This is a genomic window from Pseudomonas sp. MF09150 (assembly GCF_059862355.1).
The window spans coordinates 19,202-31,840 of record NZ_JCBCUS010000018.1; the positions used below are offsets into that span (position 1 = coordinate 19,202).

At 62.0% G+C, this 12,639-nt stretch carries 16 protein-coding genes and 2 pseudogenes; 6 read left to right on the plus strand and 12 right to left on the minus strand.

The window, feature by feature from the left end:
* Window positions 1-97: 97 nt before the first annotated feature.
* Window positions 98-1,027 carry an N-acetyl-gamma-glutamyl-phosphate reductase gene (argC, locus tag AC19YX_RS33985; RefSeq protein WP_003465021.1) on the minus strand — a complete coding sequence of 310 codons (930 nt, stop codon included), beginning with the start codon at window positions 1,025-1,027 and terminating at the stop codon, window positions 98-100.
* Window positions 1,028-1,141: 114 nt separating this feature from the next.
* On the opposite strand from argC, the gene AC19YX_RS33990 reads away from it, so the two are divergent.
* Window positions 1,142-2,026, plus strand: coding sequence for a LysR family transcriptional regulator (locus AC19YX_RS33990; RefSeq protein ID WP_003465017.1), 885 nt, complete (start codon window positions 1,142-1,144; stop codon window positions 2,024-2,026).
* Between the two features lie 183 nt (window positions 2,027-2,209).
* Here the strand turns inward: AC19YX_RS33990 and AC19YX_RS33995 are convergent, their stop codons facing one another.
* From AC19YX_RS33995 to AC19YX_RS34010, 4 genes and pseudogenes are all read right to left on the minus strand, one after another.
* The gene (locus AC19YX_RS33995) at window positions 2,210-2,473 is read right to left on the minus strand and encodes a uracil-DNA glycosylase family protein (RefSeq protein WP_003830781.1); all 264 of its coding nucleotides are present in this window, start codon (window positions 2,471-2,473) and stop codon (window positions 2,210-2,212) included.
* Window positions 2,474-2,534: 61 nt separating this feature from the next.
* A pseudogene (locus AC19YX_RS34000) lies at window positions 2,535-2,855 on the minus strand (uracil-DNA glycosylase family protein); the annotation flags it as partial.
* 28 nt (window positions 2,856-2,883) lie between these two features.
* On the minus strand, window positions 2,884-3,432 hold the full coding sequence (locus AC19YX_RS34005) for a cytochrome P460 family protein (protein WP_003465000.1): 549 nt from the start codon (window positions 3,430-3,432) through the stop codon (window positions 2,884-2,886).
* 27 nt (window positions 3,433-3,459) lie between these two features.
* Complete coding sequence (locus tag AC19YX_RS34010; RefSeq protein ID WP_003464997.1) at window positions 3,460-4,035, minus strand: carboxymuconolactone decarboxylase family protein; 576 nt, start codon at window positions 4,033-4,035, stop codon at window positions 3,460-3,462.
* Between the two features lie 75 nt (window positions 4,036-4,110).
* Between AC19YX_RS34010 and AC19YX_RS34015 the strand changes: the two genes are divergently transcribed.
* A complete protein-coding gene (locus AC19YX_RS34015) occupies window positions 4,111-4,953 on the plus strand; it encodes a helix-turn-helix transcriptional regulator (protein ID WP_003464996.1) in 843 nt (280 codons plus the stop codon).
* A 753-nt stretch (window positions 4,954-5,706) separates the two neighbouring features.
* On the opposite strand, the gene AC19YX_RS34020 is transcribed toward AC19YX_RS34015, so the two are convergent.
* Genes AC19YX_RS34020 through merT form a run of 7 tightly spaced genes read right to left on the minus strand, consistent with a single transcriptional unit; the run spans window position 5,707 to window position 10,122 of the window.
* The gene (locus AC19YX_RS34020) at window positions 5,707-6,696 is read right to left on the minus strand and encodes a DUF3330 domain-containing protein (protein ID WP_024552207.1); all 990 of its coding nucleotides are present in this window, start codon (window positions 6,694-6,696) and stop codon (window positions 5,707-5,709) included.
* Window positions 6,693-6,929 carry a broad-spectrum mercury transporter MerE gene (gene merE / locus AC19YX_RS34025; RefSeq protein ID WP_021138754.1) on the minus strand — a complete coding sequence of 79 codons (237 nt, stop codon included), beginning with the start codon at window positions 6,927-6,929 and terminating at the stop codon, window positions 6,693-6,695. The genes AC19YX_RS34020 and merE overlap by 4 nt, the downstream gene beginning before the upstream one ends.
* Window positions 6,926-7,291 carry a mercury resistance co-regulator MerD gene (merD, locus tag AC19YX_RS34030; RefSeq protein WP_021138753.1) on the minus strand — a complete coding sequence of 122 codons (366 nt, stop codon included), beginning with the start codon at window positions 7,289-7,291 and terminating at the stop codon, window positions 6,926-6,928. The genes merE and merD overlap by 4 nt, the downstream gene beginning before the upstream one ends.
* Window positions 7,292-7,308: 17 nt before the next feature.
* Window positions 7,309-8,994 (minus strand): mercury(II) reductase, encoded by a 1,686-nt coding sequence (gene merA, locus AC19YX_RS34035; RefSeq protein WP_024552206.1) that lies wholly within the window; start codon window positions 8,992-8,994, stop codon window positions 7,309-7,311.
* A gap of 39 nt (window positions 8,995-9,033) precedes the next feature.
* Window positions 9,034-9,456 carry an organomercurial transporter MerC gene (merC, locus tag AC19YX_RS34040; RefSeq protein ID WP_024552205.1) on the minus strand — a complete coding sequence of 141 codons (423 nt, stop codon included), beginning with the start codon at window positions 9,454-9,456 and terminating at the stop codon, window positions 9,034-9,036.
* A 27-nt stretch (window positions 9,457-9,483) separates the two neighbouring features.
* On the minus strand, window positions 9,484-9,759 hold the full coding sequence (gene merP, locus AC19YX_RS34045; protein WP_045735837.1) for a mercury resistance system periplasmic binding protein MerP: 276 nt from the start codon (window positions 9,757-9,759) through the stop codon (window positions 9,484-9,486).
* A 12-nt stretch (window positions 9,760-9,771) separates the two neighbouring features.
* The gene (merT, locus tag AC19YX_RS34050; RefSeq protein ID WP_024552203.1) at window positions 9,772-10,122 is read right to left on the minus strand and encodes a mercuric ion transporter MerT; all 351 of its coding nucleotides are present in this window, start codon (window positions 10,120-10,122) and stop codon (window positions 9,772-9,774) included.
* 71 nt (window positions 10,123-10,193) lie between these two features.
* Here merT and merR point away from each other — a divergent pair, with 71 nt between their 5' ends.
* The 4 genes and pseudogenes from merR to rlmF all read left to right on the plus strand — a co-directional run.
* Window positions 10,194-10,628, plus strand: coding sequence for a mercury resistance transcriptional regulator MerR (merR, locus tag AC19YX_RS34055; RefSeq protein WP_024552202.1), 435 nt, complete (start codon window positions 10,194-10,196; stop codon window positions 10,626-10,628).
* A 54-nt stretch (window positions 10,629-10,682) separates the two neighbouring features.
* Window positions 10,683-11,291: a DUF6088 family protein gene (locus AC19YX_RS34060; RefSeq protein ID WP_045735839.1), complete on the plus strand. Its 609-nt coding sequence runs from the start codon at window positions 10,683-10,685 to the stop codon at window positions 11,289-11,291.
* Between the two features lie 154 nt (window positions 11,292-11,445).
* Complete coding sequence (locus AC19YX_RS34065) at window positions 11,446-11,760, plus strand: hypothetical protein (RefSeq protein WP_224490795.1); 315 nt, start codon at window positions 11,446-11,448, stop codon at window positions 11,758-11,760.
* Between the two features lie 66 nt (window positions 11,761-11,826).
* A pseudogene (rlmF, locus tag AC19YX_RS34070) lies at window positions 11,827-12,624 on the plus strand (23S rRNA (adenine(1618)-N(6))-methyltransferase RlmF); the annotation flags it as partial.
* Between the last annotated feature and the right edge of the window lie 15 nt (window positions 12,625-12,639).

Genomic DNA, 12,639 nt, shown 5'->3' on the forward strand with positions numbered 1-12,639 from the left:
GACTCGTTTAATGCCGTCGATGCCAGGCCATAAACAGAGAGGAAACAACCGCTCGAAAATTCGAGCCATAGACTCTAGAGCCAGTGGGTAGTCGGAGTCATGTTCCTGCAACCATCAAATCCAGATTCTGCACCGCCGCTCCAGCGGCTCCCTTCCCAAGATTGTCAAACACCGCAGCCAACAAAACCTGCCCCGTCTCATCATTTTCACACACCACCAATCGCAAACTATCAGTCCCGTTAAGCGCCTGAGGATCAAGGCACGTCAACCCTTTGGCCTCCTGCATCGACATCACCTGTACATGGTCCGCATCGACGTAGTGCTGCATAAGACACGCATGCAACCGCACCGCATCCACGCCCGGCGCCAACAAGCGAAGTTGCAACGGTATGGTCAGCACGATCCCCTGCCGAAAAGCCCCATAAGCCGGCACAAACATCGGCCGCTCCATCAGACCGCTTTGCTGCTGAATCTCCGGAATATGTTTGTGTGCCAGCCCCAGACCATAAACCTGAAACGCGGGCGCCTGTGATGCGCCCTCTCCCTCATGCTCTTGCACGCCAACGCGCCCTTTTCCGGAATAGCCCGACACAGCATGAATGTTCGTCGGATAGTCCCTGGGCAGCAACCCGGCCTCCAGCAATGGGCGCAGCAGCCCTATCGCCCCCGTGGGATAGCAACCGGGATTGCTGACCCGCCGTGCCGTGGCGATGCGTTGGGCCTGCTGCGAGTTCATCTCCGCGAAACCATAGGTCCAGTCTGGATGGGTGCGGTGCGCCGAACTCGCATCGATCACCCGAACGGCGGGGTTTTCGATGCTCGCTACAGCGTCGCGTGCGGCTTGGTCGGGCAAGCAGAGAATCGCGATGTCGCAGGCGTTGATGATTTCGGCGCGACGTTGCGGATCCTTGCGATGTTCGGGGCTGAGCGTGATAAGCCGCAGATCGGTCCGGTCGCGTAGACGTTGATGGATTTGCAACCCGGTGGTGCCTTGGTCGCCGTCGATGAATATAAGAGGACTTGCCATGGAATGCTCTCGGACATAGGAAATCAGGAGTTCCAATCTTCAGTGAGGGGCTAAGATAGGAAAAGTTGAATTTCTAAACGATGAAATTCAGCTTTTCTGAACAAGGAGTGACTCATGCGCGAAATCAGCCTGGACCGTCTGCGCACGTTGGTGGCCATTGCCGACCTGGGTTCGTTTGCCGAGGCGGCCCGTGTGCTGCACCTCGCGCCACCCACGGTCAGTTTGCATATTGCCGACCTGGAGTCGCGGGTTGGCGGAAAGCTGTTGTCGCGCACACGTGGGCGCATTCAGCCTTCGGCGATTGGAGAAACGCTGGTGGAGCGCGCGCGGCGCCTGTTGGCGGATGCGGAGCAGGCGCTTGAGGACGTGGAGCGTCAGGTGCAGGGCTTGGCCGGGCGTGTGCGGCTGGGTGCCTCCACAGGGGCCATCGCACAGTTGATGCCGCAAGCTTTGGAGACGTTGGGCCAACGCCATCCCGCTATCGATGTGCAGGTCGCGGTGCTCACGTCGCAGGAAACTTTGAAGAAGCTTGCCGAGGGCTCTTTGGAGATCGGTCTGGTCGCGCTGCCACAGACCCCGGTGAAGGAATTGCGGATCGAGCCATGGCGGCGGGACCCGGTCATGGCCTTCTTGCCGGCTCGCTGGGAATGCCCGGATGTTGTGACCCCCGGTTGGCTGGCCGCCCAGCCATTAATTCTGAATGACAAAACTACTCGGCTTTCGCGCTTGACCTCGGAGTGGTTCGCCAGTGATGGACGGCAGCCCACGCCGCGTATTCAACTGAACTACAACGATGCGATCAAAAGCCTAGTGGCGGCCGGTTATGGTGCGACGTTGTTGCCGCATGAAGCCTCCACGCCATTGCCCGATACCAGGATCGTCATGCGGCCATTACAGCCCTTATTGTGGCGTCAACTTGGTATTGCCCACCGTGGTGGGGACGTCGAGCGGCCTACGCAACATGTGCTGGATGTGTTGTGGGGGTTGAGTGCGGGCTAGGGCGATGTTGTCAGAGAAAGGACCGCTTTCGACCCGGTCATACGGTGATTGAGGTCCCAGGCGTCAGCTACCGCACCTGAAGCCGTCGTTCATCGCTCCAAAGCCGGTGCCTGTCTCCGTTCGCCCAGGCCAGGGTGTCGTAGTACTTGTGCAGCAGCTCGGTAATGGCGGCGGTGTCGTCGGTCATGGGGTTTCCTTGGGGTTGGCGGTGAGGACTGCCTGGACGCGTGCTTGCAGCGCGGGCAGCACGTCTTGTTGGAACCAGGGGTTGCGCACCAGCCAGCGATTGTTGCGCGGGCTAGGGTGAGGCAGGGGGAACGCTTGCGGCCAGTGCTCGCGCCAGGCTTCGACCACCCGGGTGAGCGGCGTCTTGCCAGTACCGAGGTGGTAGTCCATGGCGTAGCTGCCCAGCACGATGACCAGCGACAGGCGCTCGAAACGCTGCATGAAGGCTTCGCGCCAGGCGGGGGGCGCACTCCGGGCGTAGCGGCAGGTCACCGCTTTTGCCGGTGCCCGGATAACAGAAGCCCATGGGCAGAATGGCGATGCGGGTAGGGTCGTAGAAGGTGTCGCGGTCCACGCCCAGCCAGGCGCGCAGACGCGCGCCGCTGGCGTCGTCGAAGGGCACGCCTGAGGCATGGACCCGGGCCCCCGGTGCTTGGCCGGCGATGAGGATGGGCGCACTCGGGTGAAACTGGAAGACCGGCTGCACGCCGTGTGGCAGATGCGGTGCGCAGCGCGTGCAGGCGCGGACGTCGGTCAGAAAGGCGTCGAGTGTCGGCATGGCGCGCTTCCGGAAAGGGTGGCTCGCGCAGGACGGAGGTGCCATCCTGCGCGAAGCGTAACCCGGCAGCAAGTCAGTGCTGGGTCAGTGTCGGATAGCCCTGGATGAATACGCGGTCGGTCTTGGCCGCCGGCACATGGCAGCCCATGCAGTCGGCTTCGTAGCTGACGGCGACATTCTTGGCGGGGGCGTCGGCCTTGAACAGCGCCCAGCCCCAGCCGTCGCCCCACAAGGGGTTGCTGGCGAAACGGCCTTTGGCGTCCTTGACCATCACGAACCACACGGCCGCATCGGAACCCCAGACCACAGGGTTGCCAGTGGTCATGGCGCTGGTTTCGAGCTTGCGGATCTCTTTCACCAGCGTGGCGCCGTCCAAGAACTTGCCGGTCTTGCGGTAGTGCTCGGCCGAGGCCTTTTCGGTGTACACATCGTGCAAGCCGCGAGAGGCGGATTTTTCGTCCAACACCGCATATGAGCCCAGGTGGACGAAGTTTGTGCGGAAGTCTGTGGGGCGGCTGATGCCGCCCTGGCTGTCCACATAGGGCGAAAAGTCGCCGGCCGTGACGGCCAGTGGCAGGACGAGGGCGCTGGCGAGCAGAGCGCCGGTGAGTGCGATTTTCATCGTGTTCTCCTTATATGCCTATGGAGATCAGACGGCGACCACGGGGAAATCCACCGTGGTGTCGGCGATGTGGTTGGTGTAGTTGGTGAGCGTGTTCAGCGCGACGTTGGCGATCACTTCCAGTATCAGGCCGTCGTCGAGCCCCGCGCGGCGGTAGTTGGCCATGGCGTCGGCCGACACCACGCCGCGTTGCTCGACCAGCGCGCGGGCAAAGCCGGCGATTGCATCGTCAAGTGCGTTGGCCGCCTGGCCGGTGCGGGCCGCGGCGATGGCCTCTGCCGACAGTCCGGCACCTTTGCCGATCAGGGTGTGTGCGCTCAGGCAATACTGGCAGCGATTGGCTTGACCGGCAGCGAGCGCAACGATCTCGCGCTGGGAGGCATTCAGGCGGCCGGTGCCCAGCGTTTCGGACAAGCCGAGGTAGCCATTGAGCGCCGCCGGCGCGTGGGCCAGCGTGGCGAACAGGTTCGGCACCATGCCAAGCTTGGCTTTGACGGCCTTGAGTGTGGCAGCGGTAGCGGCGTCAGCGGTGTCGATGGTCAGGGGGGCGATTTGGGTCATGTCTATCTCCGTAGTGGGTGAGGTGCAAGAGCACGTGGGCATGATCGCCCTTTGTTTGGTACGATATGGCACGTAAAGTATCAAATACGTAACCTATCGTCTTATATGGAGAGTGGAATGGCGGATCGACTGGCCGGCTTGCTCCGGCACTACTCGCTTTCGGCGCGCGTTTTTCACAGCGGCGCCTTCTGTGGGCAGCATCATTACGCGGCGCCGCATGGCTATATCCATCTGGTGCGGCGCGGCCCGATTACGGCGCGTTCGCCCGTGCATGAAGATCTGCTGGTTACCGAGCCGAGCCTGCTGTTTTATCCGCGCGTGGCGTCGCATCGTTTTGTCGCCGCCCCCGGCGATACCGCTGAGCGGTTGTGTGCGGAGGTCGACCTGGGCGCTTCGACGGGCAATCCGTTGGCCATGGCCTTGCCGTCGATGCTGCTGATTCCGTTGGCGGACTTGCCCGGCCTCGGGCCGACGCTAGAGTTGCTGTTTGCCGAAGCCGAGCGCGACCAGTGCGGTCGGCAGGCCGCCATCGACCGCTTGTGCGAGTTGCTACTGATCCAGTTGCTGCGTTATCTGATGGATGGGCGGCTTGGCGCCACCGGACTGCTGGCGGGCCTGGCCGACCCGAAACTCGCGCGCGCCATAACCGCCATGCACGATGCGCCGCAGACCGCGTGGTCGCTCGAGGCGCTGGCGGCGAAGGCGGGCATGTCACGCGCGCGCTTCGCCGCCGCGTTCAAGGACGCGGTGGGCGTCACGCCGGGCGACTATCTGGCCGACTGGCGGATGAACGTCAGTTGCACCCTGCTCAAGCAGGGGCGGCCGGTGGCGGTGGTGGCCGACCGCGTCGGCTACGGCAGCCCGAACGCTCTGGCGCGCGCCTTCCGCGTGCGCATGGGCTGCGCCCCGCGCGACTGGCTGGCGCAGCAGCGCGGTGACGCGGCGCTCAGCGGTTCGTGAGTTTGAGTTCGATTCGCCGGTTCTTGGCGTAGGCGGCGCCGGTGTTGCGCTCGTCGAGCGGGTGAAATTCGCATCACGCCGGAACAACTGGCGGAACTCCAGGTGGCGATCCGTCAACGGCTGGTCAGTCTGTTCGTGCGGCGCGGCCGGCTGGACAAGGCTGAGTCAGTGGCGCAGGTAGCTGGATGACGCTGTCCCGCCCTGAGCCGACGCTCACAGGCGGGGATTTCCAGTGTCGTCATTGTCGGCTATTGGCCGGCAGCAGCCCGTCGTTGCCTGATGGATCCAACCCCTCCGCTGCTATAGTGCAGTCGGCTTCTGACGTTCAGTGCAGCCGTCTTCTGAAAACGACAGGTTGAACGCCAAAGAGGGGGCGGGAGCGCTGCAACCGGAGCAGCGTCAGAGCCTCCAGAATCGCCCACACAACGCGGAAGCTGTCAGTCAGGGGGCAAGCCTACCTTGGCACCAGAAACGCGCCCAGGAGGCCGCAGGGGGCGATTTTGGCCGCTGCAACTGTCCAACCTTGGCCGGGCCTCGCCGGGCCGAGTGGGGCGGCCTTCGACCAGGGCGGGCCGGCGACCGTCCGTCGGGCATGGAGGGGACGATAGAGAAAACGGACAAAATCGTACGCTAAGCGTGCGGCCTGTCAGGTTGAGGCCCTAGAGGTTGCAGGCGAGTCGTCAGAAAATGCTGGAATCGGCCCTATTCTGACACTGCCCAAGGTTCCGGCCTGACGCCCAGTTAGGGCATGCCTCAATCTGACGGCGGCGAACCGCAAGCGTTCAGTTCGGCGCTCGTTTCGGTCGCGTTGCTTGCCCGCGCCTGGAAGCGTTGATAACACTCCAGCCCGCAGAAGCGCTCGACGTACTCCGCACCTTCCGGTGTGAAGGCGGCGTCGAGCGGGATTTCCTTGCAGCACACGCAGCAACTGGTGGCAGTCGGATCATTTGCATTCATGGTGGCACCCCTCCATTGACTGACAAAGGCGGCGAATGCCGCCGCCGGCACTGGCTTGGCGAACAGGAAGCCTTGCCCCGTATCGCACTCCGCTTGCCGCAACAGCGCGAGACTGGTCGGCGTTTCCACGCCCTCGGCCACCACGTCCATTCCCAGCCCGTGCGCAAGCTGAATCACGGTGTGCACGATGGTCCGGTCGCGGTGGTCGTCGGCGAGTCCGGCGACGAAGGACTGGTCGATCTTGAGCTTAGTAATCGGGCAGCACTTCAGGTGTTGCAGACAGGAATACCCCGTCCCGAAGTCATCGGCAGCGAAGCGCACACCGATCTGTCGCAAGGCTTCCAGGGCTGGGAAGATCGCCGGATTGCCGAACGCGACCGATTCGGTCAGCTCAATTTCCAGATACTCGGCAGGCAACTCGGCGTCAGCCAGCACGCCCTTTACCCACCCGTCGAAATCCGGTCCTACCTGGCTCGCCGAAACATTGACGGCGAGCCGGAACGGTTGCCATGCCAGCATCCGCCATTCGCGCATCTGGCGGCAGGCGGTGCCCAGCACCCAAGCGCCGATTTCAGGCATCAAGCCGGACGATTCGACCACGGGCAGGAACTGGCCCGGCGGCAAAAGTCCGAGCTGCGGATGACGCCAGCGCAACAGGGCTTCCGCACCGACAATCTGGTCACTGCGCAAATCGACAATCGGCTGGTAGTGCAGCTCAAACTGCCCGCGCACAACCGCCTGCGCCAATTCGGTCGCCGTCCATCTGGCGGGCAGTGATGTGCTCACGATCTTTCCTTGAAGACCCGCAACAGCCGCGTCACGGACAGGACAAACAAGCCGGTCAGCGTGATGGCTGCAATACCCCAATGCTCCCCGATGAACGCGCCGGCCGTCGTCCCCGCGAGCACCACAGCGAGAATCGGCAAATGGCAGGGACAGGTGAGCACGGCCAACGCGCCCCACAGGTAGCCGGTGAACGGCTTGTGTGTCTCGGTCGGCAAGCGCTCGGGGCTGTTCATGGCAGACTCTCCGCATGCTGTACCAGCTCGGTCGGCATGGTGGCCAACTGCACCTCCAGATCGGCCAATGCTTCGCGCCGACGTTCGACGAACTGGCGCAGCACGGCAAGCTGCGCGGCCGCTTCGTCGCCGTCCGCGGTATCCAACGCCCGGCACAGCCGCGCCAGCGCGTCGAGACCGATACCCGCTTCGAAAGCAGCCCGCACGAAGCACAGCCGTTGCAAGGCCGCATCGTCGAACAGGCCGTAGCCGCCAGGGGTGCACGCCACCGGCCGCAGCAGTCCGCGCAGCAGGTAGTCGCGCACGATGTGCACGCTCACCCCGGCATTAAGGGCCAGCCGGGACACCGTGTAGGCGTTCATCGAACACCTCCTTTTTCTCACCCGGCGCAGCAGGAAAGCTGCTTCACATCCTTGTTAAAGGTCTGCGCCGCGAGCTTCAGTCCCTCGACCATCGTCAGATAGGGGAACAACTGGTCGGCCAGTTCCTGCACGGTCATCCGGTTACGGATGGCGAGTACCGCCGTCTGGATCAGTTCGCCGGCTTCCGGCGCGACCGCCTGTACGCCGATGAGCCGTCCACTACCTTCCTCGATGACCAGCTTGATGAAGCCGCGTGTGTCGAAGTTGGCGAGCGCACGCGGCACGTTGTCCAAGGTCAAGGTGCGACTGTCGGTCTCGATCCCGTCGTGCTGGGCCTCTGCCTCGCTGTAGCCCACGGTGGCGACTTGCGGATCGGTGAACACCACGGCAGGCATGGCGGCAAGGTTAAGCGCCGCGTCACCGCCCGTCATGTTGATCGCCGCACGGGTGCCGGCCGCTGCCGCCACATAGACGAACTGAGGCTGGTCGGTGCAGTCGCCGGCCGCGTAGATGTCCGGCGTGCTGGTCCGCATGCCGACGTCGATGACGATAGCGCCTTGCAGGTTGAGCGCGACACCTGCCGCGTCCAGCGCCAGGCTGCGCGTGTTGGGCGAGCGACCGGTGGCGACCAGCAGTTTGTCGGCGCGCAGCTCGCCGTGCGCCGTGGTGAGCACGAATTCGCCGCCCTCGTGCGCGACCTGGCTGGCCTGGGTGTGCTCCAGCACCTCGATCCCTTCGGCGCGGAACGCCGCCGTGATTGCCTCACCGATGGCCGGGTCTTCGCGGAAGAACAGGGTGCTGCGTGCAAGAATCGTTACTTTGCTGCCCAGTCGGGCGAACGCCTGCGCCAGTTCCAGCGCTACCACCGACGAACCAATCACGGCCAGCCGCTCAGGAATGGTGTCGCTGACCAGTGCTTCGGTGGAAGTCCAGTACGGCGTGTCCTTCAGGCCGGGAATCGGCGGCACGGCCGGACTCGCGCCGGTGGCAATCAGGCAACGGTCGAACGCCAGCACACGTTCGCCACCACCGTTGAGTTGCACGGTCAGGCTGTGCGCGTCCTTGAAACGGGCTTCGCCGTGCAGCACGGAGATGGCGGGATTGTCATCCAGGATGCCTTCGTATTTGGCGTGGCGCAGTTCGTCGACGCGCGCCTGCTGCTGGGCCAGCAACCGCTCGCGCAAGATCGTCGGCGGTGTGGGCGGCATGCCGCCATCGAACGGGCTTTCTCGGCGCAAGTGGGCGATGTGCGCGGCGCGGATCATGATCTTGGACGGCACGCAGCCGACATTGACGCAGGTGCCGCCGATGGTGCCGCGCTCGATCAAGGTGACGTGCGCGCCTTGCTCGACGGCTTTCAGCGCCGCCGCCATCGCCGCGCCACCGCTGCCGATAACGGCAATATGCAATCCGCCACCGTCACCACCAGCCTTGTCGCCGCTACCTAGCCATTCGCGCATCTTTCCGAGCAAGCCACCGCCCACCGGAGGCACGGGCGCGTCGGCGAGCGTGGCCCGATAACCGAGTCCGGCCACGGCGGCAGTCAACGCGTCCGGCGATATGCCGGCCTCGACGGCGAGTTTGGCGCTGCCCTTCGTATAGGAGACATCCGCCGACTGCACGCCGGGAACTTTCTCCAGGGCTTCCTTGACGTGCGTCGCACACGAGTCACAGGTCATGCCGGTGATTTTGAGGGTGGTCATTCATCGTTCCTTTTCTGTGTTGGCCGCTGGCTCACGCAGTCAGTCGTGTTTCGCGGGGAGTTCGCAGCCATCCGGGCCGCAGCGGCGATTTACCGGCGAAACCAAGTCCCAGATCGACACGCCGATCATCAGGGCTAGGCCGGTGTATACGAGGCGTGCTGTCCACCAGTTGCCAAGCAGCCAGACGGTTCCGGCGAACACGATGGCTGGCCCGATCATGCCGAGCAGGCTGCGGTGCCATTGCCGATGACTCAGCCAGCCCAGTGCATTCGCCAGCAAAGCCACGACGGCGAACAGCGGTAACAGCGTGGAGATAAACAACCCTTCGTATTCCTGTAGAAAGCTCAGCCCGATGGCCGCGCCCAAGCTGGCGAGGGCCGGGAAGCAGGCGGCGCAGCCCATCGCTGAAACAACGCTGCCGAGCGCGCCAGCCTTGTCGGCAATGCGTGTGATCATCCCCATGATCGCCCTAGGCTCTGGTTCAGTGGCTCACTGCTTGACGCTGGAGGGATAGCCCGCGTCTCTGGTTGCCTTGGTCAGCTTCTGCACGCTGGTCTTGGCATCATCGAAGGTGACCACCGCTTCGCGTGTCTCGAAGGTCACGTCAACTTTGCTGACGCCTTCGACCTTGGAAATCGCCTTCTTGACGGTAATCGGACAGGCAGAGCAGGTCATGCCCGGTACGGACAGTGTGACGGTCTGGGTAGCGGCCCACACGGGGGCAACAACGGCGGCGAGGGCGAGGGAGGCAAACAGTTTCTTCATGGTGAACTCCGATCAGTAGAAAAATGGCATGACATAGGGAAATCCGAGCGCGACCAGAACCAGCACGGCCACGACCCAGAAAATGAGCTTGTAAGTCGCTCGCACTTGGGGAATCGCGCAGACCTCACCCGGTCTACAGGCTTGCGCAGGGCGGTAGATGCGCCGCCAGGCGAAGAACAAGGCTACCAACGCTGCGCCGATGAAAATCGGGCGATAGGGCTCCAGCACGGTCAGGTTGCCGATCCATGCCCCGCTGAATCCCAAGGCGACCAAGACCAGCGGCCCGAGGCAGCAGGTCGAGGCGAGGATGGCGGCCAGTCCGCCAGCGAAGAGCGCGCCGCGCCCGTTTTGTGGTTCAGACATGCGCTTGTCCTTTCGAATTTGAATTGGATAGCGTAACCTTACTTCCGTACTCATGTACGGAGTCAAGTGATATGGAAAACAATTTGGAGAGCCTGACCATTGGCGCTTTTGCCAAGGCGGCCGGGGTCAACGTGGAGACGATCCGGTTCTATCAGCGCAAGGGCCTGCTGCCGGAACCGGACAAGCCTTACGGCAGCATTCGCCGCTATGGCGCGGCGGATGTGACGCGGGTGCGATTCGTGAAATCGGCCCAGCGGCTGGGCTTCAGCCTGGATGAAATCGCCGAGCTGTTGCGGCTCGATGATGGCACCCACTGCGAGGAAGCCAGCAGCCTGGCCGAGCACAAGCTTCAGGACGTGCGCGAAAAGATGGCCGACCTGGCGCGCATGGAAACCGTGCTGTCTGAACTGGTGTGCGCCTGCCATGCGCGGAAGGGGAATGTTTCCTGCCCGCTGATCGCGTCGCTACAGGGCGGAACAAGCCTGGCAGGGTCGGCTATGCCTTAGCGTGCTTTATTTTCCGTTTTCTGAGACGACCCCTATTTCAAAAACCAGCCATCCATGAAATCCCTTTCCGCGGCAATCATCGAACACAGCAGGCTTCTTCCTGAAGGAGGCATCCTTGCACCAAACGAATTCCTTCACTTGGCTGACCGTGCTTCGGTGGACCAAGCATTCTCTCGATTAGCCAAGGGCGGGGAGTTAATGCGGATTTCACGCGGCCTCTATGTGGCGCCGGTCACCGGGCGCTTCGGCAAACGCGCGCCGGCGACGGAGAAGGTTATCAGTGCGATAGCTTCGAAAAGCCATCAGGTAATCGCGTTAAGCGGTGCCCGCGCAGCGAACCTTCTAGGGCTAACGCAACAGGTGTCGATTAGGGAGGTATTTGTTACCGGCGGACGGCCGAGAACCCTGCAGCTAGGCAAGGCTCAGGTGAGAATCGAGCATGCGCCGCATTGGCAAATCGCCCTCGGAACAACCATTGCTGGCGACGCTGTACGTGCGCTTGCCTGGCTGGGGAAACCCCACGCCCCAGAGGCAGTCGCCAAGCTGCGCACGTGCCTGTCGAGTAACGATTGGCAGATTTTGATATCGCATAGATCAAACCTTCCTCAATGGATGGCTGAAGCGATTGGGCGCGAAGCAGTCTTTGCTGAGCAGGGCTTCTGATGCTCGTTTAAATACAATAATTTAGAGAACGAATGTCCTAATTTTGCCTTATCTCGGCAAGACTCAGTTACGTCCTGAAAAGTCTTTATAAAACATGCGGATAGGAGGGAAGTGAGTGAATTTTCCCTTTATCTCGGCATGACCCCTTCTAGGGCTGACGCAGCAGGTGTCGATTAAGGAAGTATTTATCACCAGCGGACGGCCGAGAACCCTGCAATTAGGCAAAATTCAGGTGAGAATCGAACATGCGCCACAGTGGCAGGTCGCCCTCGGAGCGACCATTGCTGGCGACGCTGTACGTGCACTTGCCTGGTTGGGCAAACCCCACGCCCAAGAGGCAGTCGCGAAGCTGCGCACGTGCCTGTCGAATAGCGATTGGCAGGTCTTGAAATCGCATAGATCCAAGCTTCCTCCATGGATGGCTGAAGCGATTGGGCGCGAAGCAGTCTTTGCTGAGAAGGGATTCTAATATTCGTTTAAATACAATAATTTAGAGAACGAATGTCCTAATTTTTGCCTTATCTCGGCATGACCCCTAAAAGTCTTCAACCGCGCCCTGCTCAAACAGTTCTACGGCATTGCCCACTGGGACATTCCTGCCGACTATCTATGCCCGCCGATCCCCGGCCGCGCAGACTACCTGCACTACATCGCCGACTTGCTCGGGAAAAGTAACGCAGGGGTTATTCCTCGTGGCGCACAGGTGAATGCGCTAGACGTGGGTGTTGGCGCCAATTGTATTTATCCGCTAATTGGCCATCGCGAATACGACTGGCACTTCGTTGGCAGTGATATCGCCAGCAGCGCAATTGCCTCAGCCGGTGCGATTCTCAACGCCAATCCGGGGCTCGTTGAAGCCATCGAGCTACGCCAGCAAAACGACAGCACGCATATTTTTCAGGGCGTTATCCGCGCCGAAGATCGCTTTGATATCACCCTGTGCAACCCGCCGTTTCATGCCTCCGCTGAGGAAGCCACGCAAGGCAGCACCCGCAAATGGCGTAACCTTGGCAAGCTCGACCCCAAACGCAAATTGCCGGTACTCAACTTCGGCGGCCAAGCTGCTGAGCTTTGGTGCAAGGGCGGCGAGGCGGCGTTTGTTAGCCGTTTAATCAGCGAAAGCGCTGAACACGCCCAACAGGTGTTTTGGTTCAGTAGTTTGATCTCCAAAGCCGGCAACCTCGGCGGCGTTTACAGTGCCCTGAACAAAGCTGGCGCATTGGAAGTACGCACCGTTGAAATGGCTCAAGGGCAAAAACAAAGCCGTTTTGTCGCTTGGACATTCCTCACCCCAGAACAGCAACAAGCCTGGCGCCAAGAACGCTGGAGCTAAGCCAGCCCCAGAGTT